We start from the raw sequence: 21,435 nt of genomic DNA on the forward strand, positions 1-21,435 counted from the left end.
GCAGTCAAGCAACTGAAAACTAAGGTTTTCTTTATTAACGGCACCAGCCCGGTCGCCGCTCGCACAGCTGCCCAGGAACTTGCTAGGATTCAACACGAAGGTGTTTGTCACGAGTTCGAGGTCCACGCATGACCGTCACCGGTCCTGGCGATGAAAGCGCCGTCCTAGTCTTTTCTTCCGATGTCCAGTTTCGCCATGCCACCGTCTCGGCCCTGCAGGATGCCGGGGTGGGCGCCGGCTGGGCCGAATCCCTGGCCCAGGCGCGCCAATACGTGGAGCAGGCCGGCGTGCCCCTGGTCGTGCTGGCCGACGCGCCCCATGTGCTGGCGCGCATCTGCCGCGACCTGCGCGTGCGGCGCGTCTCGGCCGGCATCGTCGCGGTGGGCCACTATGCCGGCGTGGAGCAGCGCATGGAGGTCCTGCAGCACGGGGCCGATGTCTGCCTGAACGGCGACCTGCAAGCCGGCGAGCTGGCCGCGCAGCTGCAGGCGCTGGCGCGCCGGATGGGCGCCAGCCTGCTGCCCGACCCGGTCGCGGATACGCCGGCCTGGGAGCTGGCCGACGACGGCTGGAGCCTGCTGTGCCCGGACGGCACCCGGCTGGCGCTGAGCGCGGCCGAGCGCGAGTTCATGCGGGCGCTGCTGAGCGCGCCGCAAGCCTGCATACGGCGCGAGCCGGATGTTTCGGGGCAGGTGCCCCGGCACATGGACATGACGGTCAGCCGACTGCGCAGCAAGGCGGCGCGCCTGGGCGTGCACCTGCCGGTGCGCACCATACGCGGCTGGGGCTATACCTTTACCGGCGAGGCTTGAAGCACCACCAGGTTGTCGCGGTGCACCAGCTCGGGCTCGGACATGTGGCCCAGTATGGCGGCGATCTGCGCCGAGGGCTTGCGCAGGATGCGGCGCGTATCGGCGGCCGGGTAGTTCGCCAGCCCGCGCGCACATTCGCGGCCCTGTTCGTCCACGCAGGCCACCACGTCGCCGCGCGAGAACTCGCCTTCGGCAGCCAGCACGCCGATGGGCAGCAGGCTCTTGCCTTCTTGCGTCAGCGCGCGCACCGCGCCGGCATCGAGCACCAGCCTGCCGCGCAGGCGCAGGTGATCGACCAGCCATTGCTTGCGGGCGGCGCGCACCGGCAGCACCGCCTGCAGCTCGGTGCCGATGCATTCGCCTTGCGACAGCCGCACCAGCACGTTGTGCTCGCGGCCCGAGGCCACCACGGTATGCGCGCCGCTGCCGGCTGCGCGCTTGGCGGCCAGGATCTTGGTCAGCATGCCGCCGGTGCCCACGTTGCTGCCGGCGCCGCCGGCCATGGCCTCTAGCCGCGGATCGCCGGCTTGCGCGTGCGAGACGAACTGCGCCTGCGGGTTCTTGCGCGGATCCGAGTCGTACAGGCCGCGCTGGTCGGTCAGGATGACCAGGGCGTCGGCCTCGATCAGGTTGGTCACCAGCGCCCCGAGCGTGTCGTTGTCGCCCAGGCGGATCTCGTCGGTGACCACCGTGTCGTTCTCGTTGACGATGGGCACCACGCCCAGGCGCAGCAAGGTGAACAGGGTCGAGCGCGCGTTCAGGTAGCGCGTGCGGTCGGCCATGTCCTCGTGCGTGAGCAGGATTTGCGCGGTGCGCAGCCCGAACTGCGCGAAAGCTGCCTCGTAGGCCTGGGCCAGACCCATCTGGCCGACGGCGGCGGCGGCCTGCAGCTCGTGCATGGCAGCCGGCCGGCGCGGCCAGCCCAGGCGCGCCATGCCCTCGGCCACGGCGCCGCTGGAGACCAGCACCACCTGCTTGCCCTGCTGGCGCAAGGCGGCGATCTGCCCGGCCCAATGCGCCAGGGCATGGTGATCGAGCCCGCGCCCTTCGTTCGTGACCAGGGACGAACCCACCTTGACCACCAGGCGGCTGGCGGGGGCGACGACGGAGACGGCGGAAGCGGCGTGGGCGGACATACCAGGGCTGCGGCGAAAACGGCGGACTGCGATTATGACCGATCGGGCGGCGGCTCGGCGTCGCTGCGCGTTTCGTCGAAACGCGGATCGTCCGCCACGTAGGTGCCGTCGGCGCGGTCCTGGGCCTGCTGCTCGCGCGTGCGGGCCGCGTCCAGCGCGTCCTGCAGGTCGAACAGCAGCTCGCGCGTGCCTTCGCCGGTCAGCGCCGAGATGACATACACCGGGCCCTGCCAGCCGTAGGCGGCCACGAAGCGCCGGGCCAGCGCCTGCGGGTCCGGCACCATGTCCAGCTTGTTGAGCACCAGCCAGCGCGGCTTGTCGTACAGCGTGGGATCGTAGCGGCGCAGCTCCTCGGCGATGGCGCGGGCGTCCTGCACGGCCTGCGGCACCGGATCGGCATCCGGATCGGGCGAGGACACATCCACCAGGTGCAGCAGCACGCGCGTGCGCGCCAGGTGGCGCAGGAACTGGTGGCCCAGGCCCGCGCCCTCGGAAGCGCCCTCGATCAGGCCGGGGATGTCGGCCACCACGAAGCTGCGCGATTCGGAGGTGCGTACCACGCCCAGGTTCGGGTGCAGGGTGGTGAAGGGGTAGTCGGCGATCTTGGGCCGCGCGTTGGAAACGCGGGCGATGAAGGTGGATTTGCCGGCATTGGGCAGGCCCAGCAGGCCCACGTCGGCCAGCACCTTGAGCTCCAGGCGCAGGCGGCGCTGTTCTCCTTCCTTGCCGTGGGTGAACTGGCGCGGTGCGCGGTTGGTGCTGGACTTGAAATGCAGGTTGCCCAGCCCGCCCTGGCCGCCGGCGGCCAGGGTGACCTTCTGGCCGTGGCGGTCCAGGTCGAACAGGACCTCGCCGGTGTCGGCGTCGTGCACGACCGTGCCCACCGGCACGCGCAGCACGATGTCCGGCGCGGCGGCGCCGTACTGGTCCGAGCCGCGGCCGTTCTCGCCGTTCTTGGCGCGGTGCAGGCGCGCATAGCGGAAATCGACCAGTGTATTGATGTTGCGGTCGGCCACGGCGTAGATGCTGCCGCCGCGTCCGCCGTCGCCGCCGTCAGGGCCGCCGAAGGGGATGAATTTTTCGCGGCGAAAGCTGGCCACGCCGTTGCCGCCTTTGCCGGCGATGACTTCGATGGTGGCTTCGTCGACGAATTTCATGGGAGTGTTCCTGGTGGCGAAAGAAAAAAAGCCCTGCCGGCCGGGCAGGGCTTTTGGGGCTGTGCGAGAGGCTTACTCTGCAGCGATGACCGAGACGGTCTGCTTGTTGAGCTTGCCCTTCACGCCGAACTGCACCTTGCCTTCGGCCAGCGCGTACAGCGTGTGGTCCTTGCCCACGCCGACGTTCAGGCCGGGATGAAAGCGCGTGCCGCGCTGGCGCACGATGATGCCGCCGGCCAGGATCGATTGGCCGCCGAAGACCTTGACGCCAAGTCGTTTGGCTTCTGAGTCACGGCCGTTGCGGGTTGAGCCGCCGCCCTTTTTCTGTGCCATGTTTAGCTCCTATCGGCTCTTGCGAGCCAAAATATGTTGGCTGAGAGTGACGAACAGTGCTTACGCCGTGATCGCGTCGATGCGGATCTCGGTGTAGTTCTGACGGTGGCCTTGACGCTTCTGGTAGTGCTTGCGACGACGCATCTTGAAGATCTTGACCTTGTCGTGGCGTCCATGCGCAAGAACGGTGACCTTGACCGCGGCGCCCGAGACGAGAGGCGCGCCAACCTTCAGCGTGTCGCCTTCGCCCACGGACAGGACCTGGTCCAGGGTGATTTCTTGCCCGATGTCTGCCGGTATCTGTTCGATCTTGAGTTTTTGGCCTGCGGCAACGCGATATTGCTTGCCGCCGGTTTTTATGACCGCGTACATGGGATAACCTCTGTATGTTCAAAGAACGCGCGCCAAGGGCCGCATGCCCGGCGCGCTTTTTTGGCCCAAAAGCGCCAAACCAAAGATTCTATCCTGCAACCCATTGATAGTCAAACAGAATTTGGCTGGCCGGGGCGGGATACGCGTCCCCTTATAATCGCCGTGTTGCCGCCACGCATCGCGCTGCCGCCGCCGGGCGCAGGCCGCGTGGCCCGCCCACCGCCAGCCGGCGGTCTTTTTTCGCCGTCCGCGGCGCCGCGCCGGCTGCCCGGGGGCGGCTTCCCGCGCCCGGCCCGCCGTTCTTGCGCGCCTCTTTCGATACCGGATCCGTCTTGAACCTGCCTGACCTGCTTGCCCCCGTTGCCCAGGACATGAAGTCCGTCGATGCCGTGATCCGTGCCCGGCTCGATTCCGAAGTGGTGCTCATCCGCACGATAGGCGACTACATCGTCGGCGCGGGCGGCAAGCGCATGCGGCCGGCCCTGCTGCTGATGATCGCCAAGGCGCTGGGCTACCGGGGCGAGCGCCACCACCTGCTGGCGGCGGTGGTCGAGTTCATCCACACCGCCACCCTGCTGCACGACGACGTGGTGGACGAGTCGGACCTGCGGCGCGGGCGCAGCACCGCCAATGCGGTGTTCGGCAACGCCGCCAGCGTGCTGGTGGGCGATTACCTGTACTCGCGCGCCTTCGAAATGATGGTCGAGGCCGATTCGATGCGCATCATGGCCATCCTGTCGGGCGCGACCACCGTCATCGCCGAGGGCGAGGTGCTGCAGCTGCTGAACGTGCACGATCCCGAGGTGTCCGAGCCGCGCTACCTGCAGGTGGTGCGCTACAAGACCGCCAAGCTGTTCGAGGCCGCCGCGCAGGTGGGTGCCGTCCTGGCCGGCGCCACGGCCGAGCAGGAGGCCGCCGCCGCCGCCTATGGGCGGCACATCGGCACGGCGTTCCAGCTCATCGACGACGTGCTGGACTACAGCGGCGATGCGGCGGCGCTGGGCAAGAACGTGGGCGATGACCTGCGCGAAGGCAAGCCGACCCTGCCGCTGATCCGCGTGATGGAAGTGGGCACGCCCGAGCAGCGCGCCTTGATCCGCGGGGCCATCGAGACCGGCCAGGCCGACTTCGAGGCGGTGGCGCAGGCGATCCGGGCCACCGACGCGCTCGAGCACGCCCGGCGCTGCGCGGTGGCCGAGGCCCAGGCGGCCCGCCAGGCCTTGTCCAGCTACCCGATTTCCGAATATTCGAAATCCCTGCTAGAATTTTGCGCTTTCGCAGTAGAGCGTGATCGGTAAGCCGATATGCGCGTTGCGCAAAGCGTCTGCAAAGACATCGGGGCGTAGCTCAGCCTGGTAGAGTACTGCGTTCGGGACGCAGGAGTCGGAGGTTCGAATCCTCTCGCCCCGACCAAATTCGTTTGGTCGGATGCGCGGCAAGCGCCGCGCGCCCAAGCCCGAGAAAAACGGCGCCAGCCTTTGTTGCTGGCGCCGTTTTTGTTTTCCCTCCTCCGTTTTTCCTGTTCCGCCGCGCGCTGCGTGCGCCCGGGCGCCTGCGCGCGGGCGCACGGCCGGCCCGGCCGGCCTCGTGGTTAACCCTGCATCGGCCGGCCCGCTGTTGACATCGGCGCGCTGGCTTCGTACCATTTTTTCACTAAATTTAGGACGAAGATCCTAAATAATGAGAAAAAGGAGCGAGACATGAACAGATTGCGCAGGCAGGCGATCAAGGGCCTGGGCGCCGCGGCATGGGCCGCCGCAAGCGCCGGGCTGCCCGCGGCGGTCCTGGCCGCCGACGACTTTCCCAGCAAGCCCATCACCATCGTGGTCCATACGGGACCGGGTTCGTCCACCGACATCTTCGCGCGCGAACTGGCCAAGGCGGCCGAGCCGGTGTTTGGCCAGCCGGTGGTGGTGGTCAACCGTCCCGGCGGCAGCGGGGCCACGCAAATGGCCCTGCTCAAGGCCTCGCGGCCCGACGGCTATACGGTGGGCGTGAACACCGCCTCGCACCTGACGGCCATGCGCACCAACCTGAAGGGCGTGTACCGCTGGCAGGACTTCTCGTGGATCCTGCTCAGCCAGCTCGATCCCTACATCACGGTGGTGCCCGCCGACAGCCCCTACAAGACGCTGGCCGACCTGGTCGAGGCGGGCAAGCGCGAGGGCCAGGCCTTGAAGGTGGGCGGCTTCGGCACCGTGGGCGCGGCGCACAACATCGCCTTCAACATGCTGGCCGAAAAAAGCGGCATGCATTTCACCTGGGTGGGCTACGACGGCGGGCCGCAGGCCATGACGGCGGTGCTGGGCAAGCACATCGACGCGGTCAATACCAACCCGGGGCCGGCGCTGCAGTTCGAGCAGGCGGGGCGGGTGCGTGTGCTGGGCATACTGGACGACCAGCGGGCCCGCGAGTTTCCCGATACGCCCACCTACGCCGAGGCGGGCTATCCGGTGGATACGGCCTGGAAGCAGATCCGGGGCCTGTACGGCAGCAAGGACATCCCCATCGACATCCAGCGCAAGCTGGCCGACGGCTTCTTCAAGGCGATGCAGGATCCCGCGTTCCGCAAGTACATGGAAACCACGGCGCAGGTCGCCGGGGACAAGGGGCCGGATGAATATCCGGCCTTCATCGAGCAGATGGACAAGATCGCCTACGGCTGGCTCGAACGGCTGGGAGTGGCGAAATGACGGCGGCTTCGTCCTCGATGGCGCCGCGCGCGCGGCCGCAGGGGCTGCGCCTTTGCGCCACAAGTCGGCCCGGCTGCTGGCGCTGGCCTGCGTGCTGGCGTTCGGCTGGGCGGCGTGGATGGCGCTGTCCCTGCCGCCGGCGTTCAGCCCGGTGGACGTCGGGCCCGGGCAGGTGCCGCTGCTGGCCGCCGTGCTGGGCATGGCCTGCGGCGTGTACCTGTTTGCCAGGGCGGGGGGCCAAGGCGAACAGGTGCAGGTGGGTCGGCCCCGCAGCGTGGCCTGCGGCCTGCTGTTGATCGCCTCGTACGTGCTGCTCATGCCGCACGCGGGTTTCTACCTGAGCTCGCTGGCCGCCTTTCCGCTGCTGATGCTGGCCGGGGGCGAACGCCGTGCGGCCAGGGTGCTGGCTTGCACGATCGGTTACCTGGCCTTTGTCTACGTCTGCTTCGACTGGCTGCTGGACGTGCAGTTTCCCTGAGAGAACGCGATGATTGCAGACCTGACTGCAGGATTTGGCCTGGTCCTCCAGGCCGAGGTGCTGCTGGCGCTTTTGTTCGCCACCATCGTCGGCTACGTGGTGGGCGCCATGCCGGGACTGGGCCCCAGCCTGGGGGTGGCCCTGCTGGTGCCTTTCACCTACGGGGTCGATCCCGTGGTGGCCATGGTGGCGCTGGTGGGCCTGTACGTGGCGGCCGAGTACGGCGGCGCCATTACCGCCATCATGCTCAACACGCCGGGCACCGCCGCCGCGGTCGCCACCTCGTGGGACGGCTATCCCATGGCCAGGAAGGGCGAGGCGGGCTTTGCGCTGCACGTGTCCATCATCAGCTCGGGCGCGGCGGCCTTCGTGGGGGCGCTGCTGCTCATCTGCACGGCGGTGCCCCTATCGGAGTTCGCCCTGCGGTTCGGCCCCACCGAGTATTGCGCGCTGGCGCTGTTCGGGCTGAGCCTGGTCAGCAGCCTGGGCGGCGGTTCGGTCGCGCGCGGCCTGCTGGCCTTGTGCATCGGCGTGCTGTTCGCCGTGGTCGGCATGGACCCGGAAAGCGGCGTGCCGCGCTTTGCCTTCACGCCGGACCTGTTCGAGGGCATCCCCCTGGTGCCGGCGCTGCTCGGGCTCTATGCGATCTCCGAAGCGCTGGTCATGATGGAGGGCAGCGCCGCGAGCGCCAAGGCCATGCAGATGGGCAACGTGCTGAAGATATCGTTCGCCCGCTACCGCGGCATCTGGGGCTGCATCCTGCGCAGCACCGGCATCGGCTACATCGTGGGCGTGATTCCGGGCGCGGGCGCCTCCATCGCCAGCCTGATCGCCTACAACGAAGCCAAGCGCGTATCCAGGTCGCCCGAGACCTTCGGCCAGGGCAACCCGCAAGGCGTGGCCGCCTCGGAGGCGGCCAACAACTCGGCCGTGACGGGGTCGCTGGCGCCCTTGCTGGCGCTGGGCATCCCGGGCTCGGCGACGGCGGCCATCCTGATCGGGGCCCTGATGATCCAGGGCATCCAGCCCGGCCCGCTGCTGTTCGTGCGCAATCCCGAGATTCCCTATTCGATCTTTGCCTCGCTGCTTATCGGCGTGCCGCTGATGGTCGTGGTGGGCCTGCTCGGCGCGCGGCTTTGGGTGCAGGTGGTGCGCGTGCCCAATTCCCTGCTGGCGGCCATCATCGTCGGGATATCCGTGGTGGGCGCCTACGCCTCGCAAAACGCCATGTTCCCGGTCTACGTGACGCTGGTCTTCGGGCTGATCGGCTACGTGCTGCGCAAGGTGGGCATCCCGCTGGCGCCCATCGTGCTGGCCCTGGTGCTGGTGCCGATGGCCGAGACCAATTACCGGCGCGCCCTGATCATCGCCGAGGGCGATCACGGCATTTTCCTGAGCCATCCGATCACGGTCGTGCTGCTGGGCCTGGCGCTGCTGTCCTTCGTCGTGCCCTTGCTGCGCCGCAAGCGGCCGCCCGGCCAGCCGCCCGCGGCCAAGGGGACGGCATGAGCCCGGCGAACCCGCCCGAGGCCCACGGGCTGACCGGCGCGCTGGCGCGCTGCGCGCTGTCGGTCGATGCGCAGACCCTGCCCGCGGACACCCTGGCCATCGCGCGGCATTGCCTGCTGGACTGGTTCACGCTGGTGCTGGCCTCCTGGCAGGCGCAGCCGGTGCAGCAGTTGCGGCAGTGCCTGGCCGCGCCGCAGCTGCCGCCCGGCGTGGCCACATTGCTGGGCTCGGGCGAGCGCACGGGGCTGGAGGCCGCGGCGCTGGTCAACGGCCTGGCCGGGCATGTGCTGGATTTCGACGATGCCCACCTGAAGTCGCGCGTGCATCCGTCCGTGCCCTTGTGGCCGGCCATCCTGGCCTGGGGCGAGCACAGCGGCGCCAGCGGCGCGGACCTGCTCGCGGCCTTCGTTGCCGGCGTGCAGGTGCAATCGCGCCTGGCCGCACACATGGGCGAGAGCCATTACCGGCAGGGCTGGCACAACACCGCCACGCTGGGCAGCTTCGGGGCCGCGGCGGCCGTGGGCGCGCTGTGCCGCCTGGACGAGGCGGCGCAGCGCCACGCCTTTGGCATCGTGGCGACCATGGCGGGCGGGCTGCGGGCCGTCTTCGGCACGCCGGCCAAGCCCCTGCAGGCCGGCCGCGCGGCGGCCAACGGCCTGTTCGCCGCCAGCCTGGCCCGTACCGGCTTTGCGGCCGCGCCGTCCATCCTGGACGGGCAGGACGGCTTCCCGTCCCTGTATGCCCGGCAGCTTGCCGAGGACGCGGCCATGCGGCAGCCGGGGCACTGGTGCGTGCGTGACATCGTCTTCAAGTACCACGCCTCGTGCTATGGCACGCAGGCGCCGATCGACGCGGCCCGGGCCCTGGCGCCCATCGACAGGGCCTCGGTGGCGGCCGTGCGGGTGTATGTCGAGCCGCAATATCTCGATGTGTGCAACATCCAGACGCCAAGGACCGAGCCGCAGGCCAAGTTCAGCGTGCGCCATACCGTCGCCCTGGCCCTGGCCGGCCGCGACACCGCGGCCCATGCGTCGTTCCTGCCGCCGGCCCTGGCCGATCCGCAGATCGCGGCCTGGCGCGAGCTGGTCAGCGTGCACGGGGACCCGGCGCTGGCGCGGGCCAACGCGCGCGTGGAGATCGAGACCCGCTCGGGCGAGCGCAGGACGTCGGTGCACGATGCCAGCCGTCCGCAGGCGGACCTGCAGGCGCAGCAGCAGCGGCTGCTGGCCAAGAGCGGCGTGCTGCTGCAGGAAGCCGGCTTCGAGGGGCGGGACGTCTGCGCGCTGCACGCCCGCTTGCTCGAGATCGGCGGCTGCGGCGATTTCCCGCGCTGGATGCGCGACTACCGCCGATGGCTGGGCCAGGCGCGCGCAAACCGGGCGCAAGATCACCACCAAGCAGGAGCATGAGGGAAAAAATGGGAGCATATGTCATCGACAGCGTGCTGTTTCGGGACCAGTTCGGCACCGAGGCGATGCGCAGGATCTTCAGCGACGAGAACACGGTGCAGCGCTGGCTGGACGTGGAGGCCGCGCTGGCCAAGGTGCAGGGGGAAATGGGCATCATCCCGGCGGCCGCGGCCGCCGAGATACAGCGGCGCAGCCAGGTCCGGAACATCGACCTGCCGGCGCTCAAGGCCGAGATGGACCGCACCGCCCATCCCATCGTGCCGCTGCTGCGCGCCATGAAGCAGGTTTGCGAAGGCGATGCGGGCGAGTACATCCATTGGGGCGCCACCACCCAGGACATCATGGATACCGGCACGATCCTGCAGGTGCGCGAGGCCCTGGACGAGATCGATGCGTCCTACCGCAAGCTCTTCGAGAACGTGTGCGCGCTGGCGGCCAGGTACCGGGACCAGGTCATGGTGGGGCGCAGCCACGGCCAGCACGCCTTGCCCATTACCTTCGGCTTCAAGGCCGCGGGCTGGGCCGAGGAGCTGCGGCGCAACGCCCAGCGCCTGCGCCAGATGCGCGAGCGCGTGCTGGTGGGCCAGTTCTCCGGCGCGGTGGGCACGCTGGCCGCCCTGGGCGAGGCCGGCATGGCGGTGCAGCAGCGCCTGTTCGAGGAGCTGGGCCTGGGCTGCCCGGCCATCACCTGGCATACCTCGCGCGATAACGTGGCCGAGCTGATTTCGGTGCTGGCCATCGCCTGCGGCACCGCCGGCAAGATCGCGCACGAAGTCTTCAGCCTGCAGAAGACCGAGACCGCCGAGCTGGAGGAGCCTTTCGCCCTGGGCAAGGTGGGCAGCAGCACCATGCCGCACAAGCGCAACCCGCCCGTGTGCGAGGGGGTGATCGCCGTCAACCGGCTGGTGCGCGCCACCGTGCCGCTGGCCATCGAAGGCATCGTCGCCGACCATGAGCGCGACAAGGTCGTGCTGCAGGCCGAGCGCGAGTACATTGGCAGGGTGTTCGCCATGACCCATGCGGCGATCCAGAAAATGGTCTTCGTGACGGGCGGGCTGAGCGTGCGCACGCAGAACATGGAGCGCAACCTGTACGCGCAGAACGGCCTGCTCATGTCCGAGGCGGTGATGATGGGCCTGAGCGAGGCGCTGGGCCGGCAGGAGGCGCACGAGATCGTCTATGGCATCTGCATGGACGTTTTCGAGAACGGCGGCTCGCTCAAGGACGCGCTGATGCGCCATCCCGACGTGTCGGCGCGCCTGAGCGAGGCGCAGATCGACCGGATGCTGGCGCCGCACGGCTATGTGGGGCATGCCGGCGCATTCGTGGACCAGGTGCTGGCGAACCCGCTGGATTGAACGAAGGAGGCAAGGCGGTGGCAAACGAGAAGTTGTTGAACGCGGTGGCGTCCCTGAGCCGGCTGGCCGAGCGCCAGGGGCTGGACGAGCCGCAGATCCTGGAGCAGGCTGGGCGGATCGTGGCGGGGCTGGTCGAGCGGGACGACTGGCTGCCCGAGGAGATGGCGCAGCCCCATCCGCAGTATTACAGGCAGTACCTGCTGTACGGCGATCCGCTGGATCGCTTTTCCCTGGTCAGCTTCGTCTGGGGGCCGGGCCAGCAGACGCCGGTGCACGACCACACGGTGTGGGGGGTGATCGGCATGCTGCGCGGCGCCGAAGTGGACCAGGCCTATCGCATCACGCCGGCCGGCGCGCAGCCCGAGGGCCAAGCCAAGCGGCTGGAGCCGGGCCAGGTGGCCTTCGTATCGCCGGCCATCGGCGACATACACCGGGTGAGCAACGCCTATGACGACAGGGTCTCCATCAGCATCCACCTGTATGGGGGCAACATCGGCCGCATCCGGCGCAGCGTCTATGACGCGCAGACGGGCCAGCGCAAGGAGTTCGTCTCCGGATATTCCAATGCGGCCACGCCCAACCTGTGGGCGGCATGAGGGACAGCCGGACCGTGCCGCGCCCGCGGCGGCGCGCAACCCCGTTTTTTTGACCGAAGGAGAGCAAGCATGATGAACAACTGGCCCGAAACCCTGAGCAACTTGCGCAAGGCGGGCGGCAAGCTGGCCGAGAAGAACCCGCCCGTGGCCTCGGCCTACCGCGGCCTGAACGAGGCGCTGGGGCAGGGCAAGGCGCTGGACGCCAAGACGCGCGAGCTGATCGCGCTGGCCGTGGCGGTGACCACGCGCTGCGACGGCTGCATTTCCTCGCACTCGGCCGCGGCGCGCAAGGCCGGGGCCACCATCGAGGAGGTGGCCGAGGCGCTGGGCACGGCCATCGCGCTCAATGCCGGGGCGGCCTATGTGTATTCGGCGCGGGCGCTGGAGGCTTTCGACCAGTTCGAAGGCCAGGCATAGCGCCGGCGGCTGCGGCCCTATGCCGAGGGCCGCAGCCGCTCCAGGATGTCGTCGGCGATGGGCACCACCGCCAATAAAAAGAGCGCGGCCGCCAGCGGCAGGGTCGAGCCGAAGCCCAGGTGCTGAAAGCTATAGGCGCCGATCACCCCACCCAGGAAGAACAGCGACATCTGGGTGGCAAGCAGGCGCAGCCGGCTGCGGTCGGCGCGCACCACCAGGGCCGGATCGTCCGTGCGCTTGACGTTCCAGTAGAACAGCTTGCCCAGCTCCATGCCCGCGTCGGTGACCATGCCGGTGATGTGCGTGGTGCGGATCTGCGAGCCCGATACCGCGGCGATCATGGCGTTCTGCAGGCCCATGATGAAGCACAGCAGCATGACCGTGACCGACACCGACAGCCAGCGGTGCTCGCCCAGGTTGGCCCCCAGCACGCCGAAGCACAGCAGCAGGGCGGCCTCGCACAGCAGCGGCAGGGCGTAGCCGCTGCGCAGCCGCGCCCGGCGCCCGAAGCCCACCAGCAGGGCGCAGCAGGCCGCGCCCGCCAGGAAGGCGGCCAGCGCCGCCAGGCCTTGCGCCACCAGCGCCGTGCCGCCCAGCACCAGGTGATCGGCCATGGCCGAGACGATGCCCGACATATGGGAGGTGTAGGTGTGCACCGCCAGGAACCCGCCCGCATTGACCGCGCCCGCCGTGAACGTCAGGTAGCAGGCCAGCTGGACGTTGGCGCGAGGCGATCGTTCCAGGGCGGTAAGGCTGCGCAGGTAGGGAATAGGCATGACGATCGGCGGCCGCCGCAAAAGGCGCCGGCTTTCGCATGGTACGCCGGGTGGGCGGCCCGACGGTATCCCGCGCCTGGCCGGTTGGCGCGATCGAATGAAAGAAAAATGAAAGAATAAAGACGGGCCGGCGGGGAGTTTTCCTTTGTTTACCGTCTTGGAACGATGTAATTATCCGGGATATATCATGATTTATCAGCGTAAACCCGGGTTATTTGTCGAAAATCCATCGTGATACGATCCTTTCGGTTTGCTTTCCAAGAGGCCGTCCATGGAGCTGTTCGACAACTTGATGCTGGGGTTTTCTGTGGCGTTCACCCCGGAAAACCTCATCTACGCGCTGCTCGGTTGCATCCTGGGCACGCTGGTGGGCGTGCTGCCGGGCCTGGGCCCGGTGCCGACCATCGCCATGCTGCTGCCCATCACCTACGTGCTGCCGCCGATCGCGGGCCTGATCATGCTGGCCGGCATCTACTACGGCACGCAGTACGGCGGCTCGACCACGGCCATCCTGGTCAACCTGCCGGGCGAGACGGCGGCGGTGGTAACCACGCTGGACGGCCACCAGATGGCCAAGAACGGACGCGCCGGCGCGGCGCTGGCGCTGGCGGCCATCGGCTCGTTCTTCGCCGGTTCGGTGGCCACCCTGATGATCGCGGCGTTCGCGCCCCCGCTGGCCGAGATCGCCTTCAAGTTCGGCCCGGCCGAGTATTTCTCGCTGATGGTGCTGGGCCTGATCGGCGCGGTGGTGCTGGCCTCGGGCTCGGTGCCCAAGGCGGTGGGCATGATCCTGATCGGCCTGCTGCTGGGCATGGTGGGCACCGACGTGAACTCGGGCGTGGCCCGCTACGATTTCGGCATCCCCGAGCTGCAGGACGGCATCGATTTCGGCATCGTGGCCATGGGCGTGTTCGGCCTGGCCGAGATCATGAGCAACCTGGAGCAGCGCGAGAACCGCGTCCAGGTCAACGACAAGGTCGGCTCGCTGTATCCGAGCAGGCAGGAGTTCAAGGAGGCCGCGCCCGCCATGGTCCGCGGCACGGGCCTGGGCTGCATGCTGGGGCTGCTGCCCGGCGGCGGCGCGGTGCTGTCCTCGTTCTCGTCCTATACGCTGGAGAAGAAGCTGTCCAAGACGCCCGAGCGCTTCGGCAAGGGCCATCCGGCCGGCCTGGCGGGCCCCGAGTCGGCCAACAACGCCGGCGCGCAGGCCTCGTTCATCCCGCTGCTGACGCTGGGCATCCCGGGCAACGCCGTGATGGCGCTGATGGTCGGGGCCATGACCATCCACAACATCCAGCCGGGGCCGCAGGTCATGAGCAGCCACCCGGAGCTGTTCTGGGGCCTGATCGCCTCGATGTGGATCGGCAACCTGATGCTGGTGGTGCTGAACCTGCCGCTGATCGGCATCTGGGTCAAGCTGCTGAAGGTGCCTTACCGCATCCTGTTCCCGGCCATCCTGGTGTTCTGCACCATCGGCGTGTATTCCTTGAACTACAACGTCTTCGACATCTACGTCATGGCGATATTCGGGGTGGTGGGCTACATCTGGGCCAAGCTCAAGTGCGAAGGCGCGCCGCTGCTGCTGGGCCTGGTGCTGGGCCCCATGATGGAGGAGAACTTCCGCCGGGCGCTGCTGCTCTCGCGCGGCGAGTTCACCACCTTCATCGACCGCCCGCTGTCGGCCTCGCTGCTGGGCGCGGCCGCGGTGCTGGTCGTGCTGGTGGCGCTGCCCTCGGTCCGGAGCAAGCGCGAAGAGGCCTTCGTGGAGGAGGACTGAGCCAGGCCGTCCTGCTCGGCGCGCAAGCGCCCGGCCCGGTTCAGTCGCGGTTGACGAAATGATCGAGCAGGGTGCGCAGCAGCGGGCCGGTGGCGCTCAGTTCGTCCAGGTGCGCGCCCGACAGGTAGCGCAGCCGTTGCTCGGCCAGCGCCGTGACGCGGATGTTGACGCGGCGCCGGTCGCGGGTGTCGTGCTCGCGCGCGACCAGGCCCATGCGTTCGAGCCGGCCGACCAGTTCGCCCGCGCTGTGATGGCGCAGCAGCATGCGTTCGGCGATCTCGCCCACCGTCAGCCGGTCATCGGGCGAGCCCTTGATGGCCAGCAGCACCTGGTGCTGCTGGGGCGTGAGCCCGTTGGCCGCGGCGGCCGCCTCGCTGAAGGCGAGGAACTTGCGCAGCTCGTAGCGCAGGTTCGATAGCGCCACGAAGTCGGCCTTGCGCGGGACACGCTGCGGCGCGGGCACGGGGGGAGGCGGGAGTTGCGGGTCGCTGTCTGCCATGGCGGTACCGGTGGACTTACACGGCGATTGTACGGCGTCGCGCCGGGACGGCCCGCCGGCTGCGCGTGCCGGCGCAGGCGCGATGGCGGCCGCTAGCGCGCCGCCGCCGGCTCGTGGCCGGGCACGCCCGCGCGGATGCGGGCCGGGAAATCCTCGGCCTGGTCGGCCGCCTGTGCCCTGGGGTTGAGGTATCCGGCCGCGCGCAGTGCGTGCAGTTCCCAGCCCGGCTCCAGGGCGCCCAGCCGGTGCAGGTAGCCGGGCAGGTAGCCCGAAAGCACCAGGCGCCAGTTCAGCGGCAGGCCGCGCACCAGGCGCCGCGCCATGTGATAGACGATGGTGGTGCAGTTGGCGGTCAGCGTATGGTAGAAGCGCGGCGTATGCGCCAGCCGGTTGGCCTGCTCCACATAGGCCAGGAACAGCGAACGCATGGTGTCGGCCGGCATGTGCACGCGGTAGAGGTAGACGTCCTCGCGGCGGATGTTGGTGCGCACCCGCACGATGTCGCGTTCGTCCGCCGCCACGATGCAGGCCTCGTACTGCTTGAAGAATCCGCCCACTGGCGAGAAGGCCTCGTGCCGTTCGCGGCGGATCTCCACCGAGAACACCAGGTGCCGGCCGTCGGCGAAACCGAAGGAGACCAGGGTGTGCGCGATGGCCGGCCCCATCCAGTGCGAGGCGAGCAGGTCGACCGTGCGCAGGGCGTGCAGGTCGTACTGGCGGGTTTCCCAGCGGGCCTGGTAGTCGTGGCGCGCCCGCCATTGGAAGTTGCGCACGTTGTGCAGCGTGACCTGTCCGTCGTGCACGCGGCCGGTGACCATGCGGGCCACCTCTTCGGCCCAGTCGCGCCGGTTCGACGGGGCCAGCTCGCTCCACCAGCCGAACAGGGCGGCCAGGGCCACGGCATAGGCAGAGAGCCAGTACAGCCGGCCAGTGGAGCCGGCAAGCAGGACGAGGGTGAGCGCGGCCGCCAGCCACAAGGCGGCCGCCCAGCGCCGCAACGCGCGCGGGCCGGGGCACTGGTGGGCCAGCGCGGCGGCGCCCCAGCCGGCCGCCAGCATGCCGGCCCCGCAGGCCAGCCAGAGCAGCGCCTGCTGCATCATGGAGCGCCCGCCCCAAAACGCGGCTCGCGCCACAGGCCGCCGCGCAGCACCTGCAGCAGGCGCTGCGCGGCGTGCCAGGCGTCCTCATGGCGCAGGTACAGCGGCGCGAAGGCAAAGCGCAGCACGTCCGGCGCCCGGCAATCGGCCAGCACGCCTTGCCCGGCCAGCGCCGCCACGATGGCCGGGCCGCCCTGCGCCACGCGGTAGCTGAGCTGGGCGCCGCGCTGCGCCGGCTCGGCGGGGGTGAGCCGCGTCAGGCCCAGCGCCTGGGCATGCGGATCGACGCAGGCCATGAACAGCCCGGACAGCGCCAGCGATTTGCGGCGCAGCTGCGCCAGGCCGCCCAGGGGTTCGGCCTGTTCGTAGATGTCCAGGCCGCAGGCCAGCGCCGTCATGGACAGCAGCGGCGGCATGCCGGCCTGGTAGCGCCCGATATCGGCGGCCGGCACGTAGTCGGGCAGGTAGCCGTAAGGGTCCGCGTGTCCCCGCCAGCCCCATAGCGGCTGCCTGTCCTGCCCGACGTGGCGCGGGTGCGCCCACACGAAGGCCGGCGCGCCCGGCCCGCCATTGAGGTATTTGTACGAGCAGCCTACGGCGTAGTCGGCGCCGGCGGCCTTGAGCGCCACTGGCACCACGCCGGCCGAGTGGGCCAGGTCCCAGACCGCGAGCGCGCCGCCGGCATGCGCGGCCGCGGTATCGGCGGCCAGGTCGCGCAGGCGGCCGCTGCGGTAATCGACGTGGCTGAGCAGCACGATGCCCGCATCGGCCGGCATCTGCGCCGCCAGCGGCCGCGGGTCGATGAACGAGAGCGTCATGCCATGCTGCTCGGCCACGCTGCGGGCGATGTACAGGTCCGAGGGAAAGCCGCCGGCCTCGGCCAGGATGCGCAGGCGCCCGGCCTGGCGGGCGCGATGCGCGGCGGCGCAGAGCACCTTGTAGAGGTTGACGGACGTCGAGTCGGCCACCACCACCTCGTCCGGGCCGGCCCCGATCAGCGGCGCGATGCGCGCGCCCAGCCGGCGGGGCAGGTCGCTCCAGCCGGCCCGTGTCCAGCTGCGTCCCAGGTCCCGGCCCCATTCCTGCTCGACGGCGCGGCGCATGCGCCCGGCCGCGGCCACCGGCTGCGGCCCCAGCGAATTGCCGTTCAGATAGATCTCGGCCCGGTCCAGCGCAAAACGTTCGCGCAGCGGCGCCAGCGGATCCTGCCGGTCGCATTGCCGGCAGTCCTGCAGGCGGGGCGAGGGCCTTGCTTGCATGGTGCGGCGCCTTGCGTTCAGCCCGAGTTGCGCAGTCCGGCCGCGATGCCGTTGATGGTCAGGTGCACGGCCCGCTGGATGCGCTCGTCGCCCCCGCCCTGGCGCCTGGCGCCGGCCCGGTGGCGCCGCAGCACTTCGACCTGCAGCGCGTTGAGCGGATCGATGTAGGCGAAGCGCTCGCGCAGCGAGGCGGCCAGCACCGGGTTGTCGGCCAGCAGCGCGCGCTGGGTGATCTGCCCGAGCGCCGCCAGCGTGCGCGCGTGTTCCTGGCTGATCGTGCCGAAGATGCGCCCGCGCAGCGCCTTTTGCGGGACCAGCTCGGCATAGCGGGCGGCGATGGCCAGGTCGGTCTTGGCCAGCACCATTTCCATGTTGGACAGCAGGGTGCGGAAGAACGGCCACTCGCGCGCCATGTCGCGCAGCTGGGCCAGGCGCGCGCGCTGGCTGCGCGGCGCGCCGGGCCCGCCCTCGGCCAGGTAGGCCTCGATGGCCGAGCCCACGCCGTACCAGCCCGGCAGCAGCAGCCGGCATTGCGACCACGAGAAGCCCCAGGGGATGGCGCGCAGGTCCTCGATGCGCTGGCCGGGCTTGCGCGAGGCCGGGCGCGAGCCGATGTTCAGGCCGGCGATCTCGGCGATGGGCGTGGAGGCGAAGAAATACTGCGCAAAGCCCGGGGTGTCGTAGACCAGCGCGCGATAGGTCTTTTGCGCATGCTCGGACAGCAGCGACATGGCCTGGCCGTAGTGGGCCATGTGGGCGTCCTCCTGGCTGGCCGCGCGCGCCTGCGGGGCCAGGCTGGCCTCCAGCGTGGCGGCCACCAGCAGCTCGAGGTGGCGCCGGCCCACGTCGGCGTCCTTGTACTTGCTCTGGATCACCTCGCCCTGCTCGGTCAGGCGGATCTGGCCGGCCACCGTGCCCGGAGGCTGCGCCAGGATGGCGTCGAAGCTCGAGCCGCCGCCGCGCCCCACGGTGCCGCCGCGGCCGTGGAACAGGCGCAGCCGCACGCCCTGCTTGCGGAACACCTCGACCATGGCGCGTTCGGCCTTGTACAGCGACCAGTTCGAGGTGAGAAAGCCGCCGTCCTTGTTGCTGTCCGAATAGCCCAGCATGACCTCCTGCACGCCGGCCTGCTCCCGGGCGATGCGCTGGCGCACCTCGGGCAGGGCCAGAAAGCGCGCCATGATGGCCGGGCCGTTTTCCAGGTCGGGGATGGTCTCGAACAGCGGCACCACCATCAGGCCGCCGGCGCCCGCCCCGGCCTGGCCCGGCGCGGGCGGCACGATCAGGCCGGCTTCCTTTTGCAGCACCAGCACCTCGAGCAGGTCGCTCAGGGTTTCCGTATGCGAGACGATGACCTGCTGCACGGCCGCCTCGCCATAGCGGGCGCGCCCCGAGGCGGCCGCGCGCAGCACCGCCAGTTCGCGGCGTGTTTCTTCGGAATACTCGATCCAGGGCGAGGCCAGCGGGCGGCCTTGCGCCAGCTCGCTGCGCAGCAGCGCCACGCGCGCCTGCTCGTCCAGCGCCGCGTAGTCCAGCGGCCTGCCCTCGTGCAGCACGCCGGCGCGGGCAAACAGCTCGGCCAGCGTGCGCTCGTGCACGTCCGAGCTTTGCCGCAGGTCCAGCGTGGCCAGGTGAAAGCCGAACACCTGCACCGACTGCTGCAGGCCCGACAGGCGCAGCCGCGCCACCGGCGCGCCGTGGTTGCGGCTGAGCGAGTCGGCCAGCACGGCCAGGTCGGCGGCGAACTCGTCCGGCGTGCCGTAGGGGCGCGCATCGCCGCGCACGGGACGCCGATGCAGCGGCTGGCCGGTCAGGCGCTGCGCCGTGGCGGCCAGCCGGCCGTACATGCCGACCAGAGCGCGCCGGTAGGGCTCGTCGCTGCGATGCGGGGAATCGTCGCCGCCGGCCTCGGCCAGCCGGTCCAGTTCGGGCGAGGCGCCGATCAGCAAGGTGGTGATGGACAGTTCGGCGCCCAGCGCATGCACCTCTTGCAGGTAATGCTCGAACAGCACGGTGGCCTGGCGCAGCAAGGCCTGCTCCAGCGTGCCGGCATCGACGTTGGGATTGCCGTCGCGATCGCCCCCTATCCAGCTGCCCATGCGAAAGAACGGCGGCAACGGGGCGGGCGGGGCGGCGAAAGGCGAGCGCGGCTCGCGCTCGACCAGCCGCGCCAGTTCGCCGTACAGGCGCGGGATCTCCTGCAGGAAGGTGCTGCGGTAGTAGGACAGGGCGTTGTCGATCTCGTCGGCCACGGTCAGGCGGGTGTAGCGCAGCATGCGGGTCTGCCAGAGCGTGGCCACGCGCCCGAGCAGCTCCAGCTCGACCTCGTGGCGCTCCTGCCCGCTCAGTTCGGTGTCGCGCCGTGCCAGGGCCTGGGCGATCTGGCGATGCAGGTCCAGCGTGCTCTTGCGCTGCACCTCGGTGGGATGGGCGGTCAGCACCGGCACCACCGAGGCCTGTTCGAGCAGTTTCTTGATGCGCGCCCCGCTCACGCCGTGGGTCTTGAGCGTCTGCACCGCGCTGGCCACGCTGCCGCGCTGGGGCGTGCCGCCGGCCAGGACATGGGCGCGCTGCTGCTTGTTCTGCTCGTGGTCTTCGGCGATGTTGGCCAGGTGCAGGAAATAGCTGAAGGCCCGCGCCACCGAGTTGGCGTCCGTGCCGGCCAGGCGCTTGACCAGGCGCTGCATGCGCCGTCCGTCCGCGGCGTTGCCCTCGCGCCGAAAGCGCACGGCCGAGCGGCGCAGCGTCTCGATGGTTTCGTAGACTGGCTTGCCGGCGCTCTGGCGGATCACGTCGCCCAGCAGGCGGCCCAGCAGGCGGATCGCCTCGCGGCTGGATTCTTCTTGTTGTTGCGGCGCACGGACTTGGCTCAAGGCAGGGCTCCATGAAATCAGCATCGGGATGGCTCAAGTATTGCAGGTTTTCCCGGGCGGCCGGCGACTGCCGCTGCGGGTTTTTCTCGATGAGCGGCGCGGGCGCCGATCTACAATAGGCATCCCCATTTCGCCGGACATTCCATGAGCGTCAAGACGGCCCTGCGAGTCATCGAGATCATCGAGGTGTACGCGCGCGAGAAGCGGCCGCTGTCCCTGTCCGAGCTGGCGCGGCTGCTGCAGGCGCCGGTCTCCAGCTGCCTGGCGCTGATCCGCACGCTGTCCGAGCTGGGCTACCTGTACGAGATCGGCCGGCGCAACGGCTATTACCCCACCAGCCGGCTGCTGGCTATGGCCCAGCAGATCGCCCGCAACGACCCGGTGCTCGACCGTGTCTATCCCAGCCTGCTAGAGCTGCGCGAGGTCACGCAGGAGACCGTGGTGTTCGCCAAGCTGGCCCAGGACATGCGGGTGGTGTACCTGCAGGTGCTCGATTCGCCGCATACCATCCGCTATACCGCCACGGCCGGCGAGTTCAAGCCCGTGCACGCCAATTCGCTGGGCAAGGCCCTGCTCTCGACCCTGCCCGCCGCGCAGCGGCAGGCCGTGCTGCGCGCCGCGCCCTTGGCGCGCTTTAACGAGCGCACGCTGGTCGAGCCCGACGCGGTGGAGGACGAACTGGCGCGCTCGCGCGAGCGCGGCTGGTTCAGCAACCTGGGCGAGTCCATCGCCGAGGTGGGGGCCATCGCCTGGCCGGTGATGCTCTCGGGCGAGGCCTACGCGATCTCGATCGGCGCGCCGGTCTACCGCATCGAGCCCAACCAGCAGGCCTACGCCAAGATGCTGCGGGCCGCGTGCATCGCGCTGGAGCAGGGCTAGCGGGC

Annotated in this window: 19 protein-coding genes, 1 tRNA gene and 1 pseudogene; 12 read left to right on the forward strand and 9 right to left on the reverse strand. The window is 69.6% G+C overall.

Translation table 11 applies throughout. From position 1 onward, the window contains the following. The first annotated feature begins 128 nt into the window (after positions 1-128). Entirely contained in the window at positions 129-812 is a 684-nt protein-coding gene (locus tag V8Z80_RS08945) for a hypothetical protein (protein ID WP_336061768.1), read from the forward strand. Here the strand turns inward: V8Z80_RS08945 and proB are convergent. The 4 genes from proB to rplU all read right to left on the reverse strand — a co-directional run bounded on the left by proB (position 788) and on the right by rplU (position 3,810). After that, positions 788-1,948, reverse strand: coding sequence for a glutamate 5-kinase (gene proB / locus V8Z80_RS08950; protein ID WP_336061769.1), 1,161 nt, complete (start codon positions 1,946-1,948; stop codon positions 788-790). The two genes, V8Z80_RS08945 and proB, sit on opposite strands and share 25 nt — an antisense overlap. 32 nt (positions 1,949-1,980) lie before the next feature. Continuing rightward, the gene (gene obgE, locus V8Z80_RS08955) at positions 1,981-3,105 is read right to left on the reverse strand and encodes a GTPase ObgE (protein ID WP_336061770.1); all 1,125 of its coding nucleotides are present in this window, start codon (positions 3,103-3,105) and stop codon (positions 1,981-1,983) included. A gap of 72 nt (positions 3,106-3,177) precedes the next feature. After that, positions 3,178-3,438 carry a 50S ribosomal protein L27 gene (gene rpmA / locus V8Z80_RS08960; protein ID WP_155196241.1) on the reverse strand — a complete coding sequence of 87 codons (261 nt, stop codon included), beginning with the start codon at positions 3,436-3,438 and terminating at the stop codon, positions 3,178-3,180. Positions 3,439-3,498: 60 nt separating this feature from the next. After that, positions 3,499-3,810 carry a 50S ribosomal protein L21 gene (rplU, locus tag V8Z80_RS08965; RefSeq protein WP_155196242.1) on the reverse strand — a complete coding sequence of 104 codons (312 nt, stop codon included), beginning with the start codon at positions 3,808-3,810 and terminating at the stop codon, positions 3,499-3,501. Between the two features lie 332 nt (positions 3,811-4,142). Here rplU and V8Z80_RS08970 point away from each other — a divergent pair, with 332 nt between their 5' ends. From V8Z80_RS08970 to V8Z80_RS09010, 9 genes are all read left to right on the forward strand, one after another. Continuing rightward, positions 4,143-5,108, forward strand: a complete 966-nt coding sequence (locus V8Z80_RS08970) for a polyprenyl synthetase family protein (RefSeq protein ID WP_155196243.1) — start codon at positions 4,143-4,145, stop codon at positions 5,106-5,108. 38 nt (positions 5,109-5,146) lie between these two features. After that, a tRNA-Pro gene (locus V8Z80_RS08975) sits at positions 5,147-5,223 on the forward strand. A 287-nt stretch (positions 5,224-5,510) separates the two neighbouring features. Beyond that, entirely contained in the window at positions 5,511-6,503 is a 993-nt protein-coding gene (locus V8Z80_RS08980) for a tripartite tricarboxylate transporter substrate binding protein (protein ID WP_336061771.1), read from the forward strand. Between the two features lie 52 nt (positions 6,504-6,555). Then, positions 6,556-6,981, forward strand: coding sequence for a tripartite tricarboxylate transporter TctB family protein (locus tag V8Z80_RS08985; RefSeq protein WP_336061772.1), 426 nt, complete (start codon positions 6,556-6,558; stop codon positions 6,979-6,981). A gap of 9 nt (positions 6,982-6,990) precedes the next feature. Then, positions 6,991-8,490 (forward strand): tripartite tricarboxylate transporter permease, encoded by a 1,500-nt coding sequence (locus tag V8Z80_RS08990; RefSeq protein ID WP_336061773.1) that lies wholly within the window; start codon positions 6,991-6,993, stop codon positions 8,488-8,490. After that, on the forward strand, positions 8,487-9,899 hold the full coding sequence (locus tag V8Z80_RS08995) for an MmgE/PrpD family protein (protein ID WP_336061774.1): 1,413 nt from the start codon (positions 8,487-8,489) through the stop codon (positions 9,897-9,899). Before V8Z80_RS08990 ends, V8Z80_RS08995 begins: the two co-directional genes overlap by 4 nt. 8 nt (positions 9,900-9,907) lie before the next feature. Next, complete coding sequence (gene purB / locus V8Z80_RS09000; RefSeq protein WP_336061775.1) at positions 9,908-11,257, forward strand: adenylosuccinate lyase; 1,350 nt, start codon at positions 9,908-9,910, stop codon at positions 11,255-11,257. Between the two features lie 17 nt (positions 11,258-11,274). Further along, a complete protein-coding gene (locus V8Z80_RS09005) occupies positions 11,275-11,853 on the forward strand; it encodes a cysteine dioxygenase (RefSeq protein ID WP_336061776.1) in 579 nt (192 codons plus the stop codon). Between the two features lie 69 nt (positions 11,854-11,922). Continuing rightward, entirely contained in the window at positions 11,923-12,270 is a 348-nt protein-coding gene (locus V8Z80_RS09010; RefSeq protein ID WP_336061777.1) for a carboxymuconolactone decarboxylase family protein, read from the forward strand. 32 nt (positions 12,271-12,302) lie between these two features. Here V8Z80_RS09010 and V8Z80_RS09015 read toward each other — a convergent pair. Next, a pseudogene (locus V8Z80_RS09015) lies at positions 12,303-13,046 on the reverse strand (YoaK family protein); the annotation flags it as partial. A gap of 271 nt (positions 13,047-13,317) precedes the next feature. Between V8Z80_RS09015 and V8Z80_RS09020 the strand changes: the two are divergent. After that, positions 13,318-14,823, forward strand: a complete 1,506-nt coding sequence (locus V8Z80_RS09020; protein WP_336061778.1) for a tripartite tricarboxylate transporter permease — start codon at positions 13,318-13,320, stop codon at positions 14,821-14,823. A gap of 40 nt (positions 14,824-14,863) precedes the next feature. Here the strand turns inward: V8Z80_RS09020 and V8Z80_RS09025 are convergent, their stop codons facing one another. The 4 genes from V8Z80_RS09025 to ppc form a co-directional block, all read right to left on the reverse strand. Beyond that, a complete protein-coding gene (locus V8Z80_RS09025) occupies positions 14,864-15,322 on the reverse strand; it encodes a MarR family winged helix-turn-helix transcriptional regulator (protein WP_155193962.1) in 459 nt (152 codons plus the stop codon). A 92-nt stretch (positions 15,323-15,414) separates the two neighbouring features. Further along, entirely contained in the window at positions 15,415-16,422 is a 1,008-nt protein-coding gene (locus V8Z80_RS09030; protein ID WP_336061779.1) for an Lnb N-terminal periplasmic domain-containing protein, read from the reverse strand. Next, positions 16,419-17,678 carry a kynureninase gene (gene kynU, locus V8Z80_RS09035; protein WP_336061780.1) on the reverse strand — a complete coding sequence of 420 codons (1,260 nt, stop codon included), beginning with the start codon at positions 17,676-17,678 and terminating at the stop codon, positions 16,419-16,421. Before kynU ends, V8Z80_RS09030 begins: the two co-directional genes overlap by 4 nt. 17 nt (positions 17,679-17,695) lie before the next feature. Next, positions 17,696-20,551: a phosphoenolpyruvate carboxylase gene (gene ppc / locus V8Z80_RS09040; RefSeq protein WP_336061781.1), complete on the reverse strand. Its 2,856-nt coding sequence runs from the start codon at positions 20,549-20,551 to the stop codon at positions 17,696-17,698. A 144-nt stretch (positions 20,552-20,695) separates the two neighbouring features. Between ppc and V8Z80_RS09045 the strand changes: the two genes are divergently transcribed. Then, a complete protein-coding gene (locus tag V8Z80_RS09045; RefSeq protein ID WP_336061782.1) occupies positions 20,696-21,430 on the forward strand; it encodes an IclR family transcriptional regulator in 735 nt (244 codons plus the stop codon). Positions 21,431-21,435: the final 5 nt, after the last annotated feature.

The sequence above is a fragment of the Orrella sp. JC864 genome (assembly GCF_037026685.1).
Lineage (GTDB): Bacteria > Pseudomonadota > Gammaproteobacteria > Burkholderiales > Burkholderiaceae_B > Orrella.

What these genes read in the sequence shown, in the direction of transcription:
- V8Z80_RS09020 (WP_336061778.1), top strand. Translation starts at nt 13,318, where the DNA reads ATGGAGCTGTTCGACAACTTGATGCTGGGGTTTTCTGTGGCGTTCACC.
- purB (WP_336061775.1), top strand. Translation starts at nt 9,908, where the DNA reads ATGGGAGCATATGTCATCGACAGCGTGCTGTTTCGGGACCAGTTCGGC.
- V8Z80_RS09045 (WP_336061782.1), top strand. Translation starts at nt 20,696, where the DNA reads ATGAGCGTCAAGACGGCCCTGCGAGTCATCGAGATCATCGAGGTGTAC.
- proB (WP_336061769.1), bottom strand. Translation starts at nt 1,948, where the DNA reads ATGTCCGCCCACGCCGCTTCCGCCGTCTCCGTCGTCGCCCCCGCCAGC.
- V8Z80_RS09010 (WP_336061777.1), top strand. Translation starts at nt 11,923, where the DNA reads ATGATGAACAACTGGCCCGAAACCCTGAGCAACTTGCGCAAGGCGGGC.
- V8Z80_RS08945 (WP_336061768.1), top strand. Translation starts at nt 129, where the DNA reads ATGACCGTCACCGGTCCTGGCGATGAAAGCGCCGTCCTAGTCTTTTCT.
- rplU (WP_155196242.1), bottom strand. Translation starts at nt 3,810, where the DNA reads ATGTACGCGGTCATAAAAACCGGCGGCAAGCAATATCGCGTTGCCGCA.
- rpmA (WP_155196241.1), bottom strand. Translation starts at nt 3,438, where the DNA reads ATGGCACAGAAAAAGGGCGGCGGCTCAACCCGCAACGGCCGTGACTCA.
- obgE (WP_336061770.1), bottom strand. Translation starts at nt 3,105, where the DNA reads ATGAAATTCGTCGACGAAGCCACCATCGAAGTCATCGCCGGCAAAGGC.
- V8Z80_RS08995 (WP_336061774.1), top strand. Translation starts at nt 8,487, where the DNA reads ATGAGCCCGGCGAACCCGCCCGAGGCCCACGGGCTGACCGGCGCGCTG.
- V8Z80_RS09030 (WP_336061779.1), bottom strand. Translation starts at nt 16,422, where the DNA reads ATGATGCAGCAGGCGCTGCTCTGGCTGGCCTGCGGGGCCGGCATGCTG.
- V8Z80_RS08990 (WP_336061773.1), top strand. Translation starts at nt 6,991, where the DNA reads ATGATTGCAGACCTGACTGCAGGATTTGGCCTGGTCCTCCAGGCCGAG.
- V8Z80_RS08980 (WP_336061771.1), top strand. Translation starts at nt 5,511, where the DNA reads ATGAACAGATTGCGCAGGCAGGCGATCAAGGGCCTGGGCGCCGCGGCA.
- V8Z80_RS09025 (WP_155193962.1), bottom strand. Translation starts at nt 15,322, where the DNA reads ATGGCAGACAGCGACCCGCAACTCCCGCCTCCCCCCGTGCCCGCGCCG.
- kynU (WP_336061780.1), bottom strand. Translation starts at nt 17,678, where the DNA reads ATGCAAGCAAGGCCCTCGCCCCGCCTGCAGGACTGCCGGCAATGCGAC.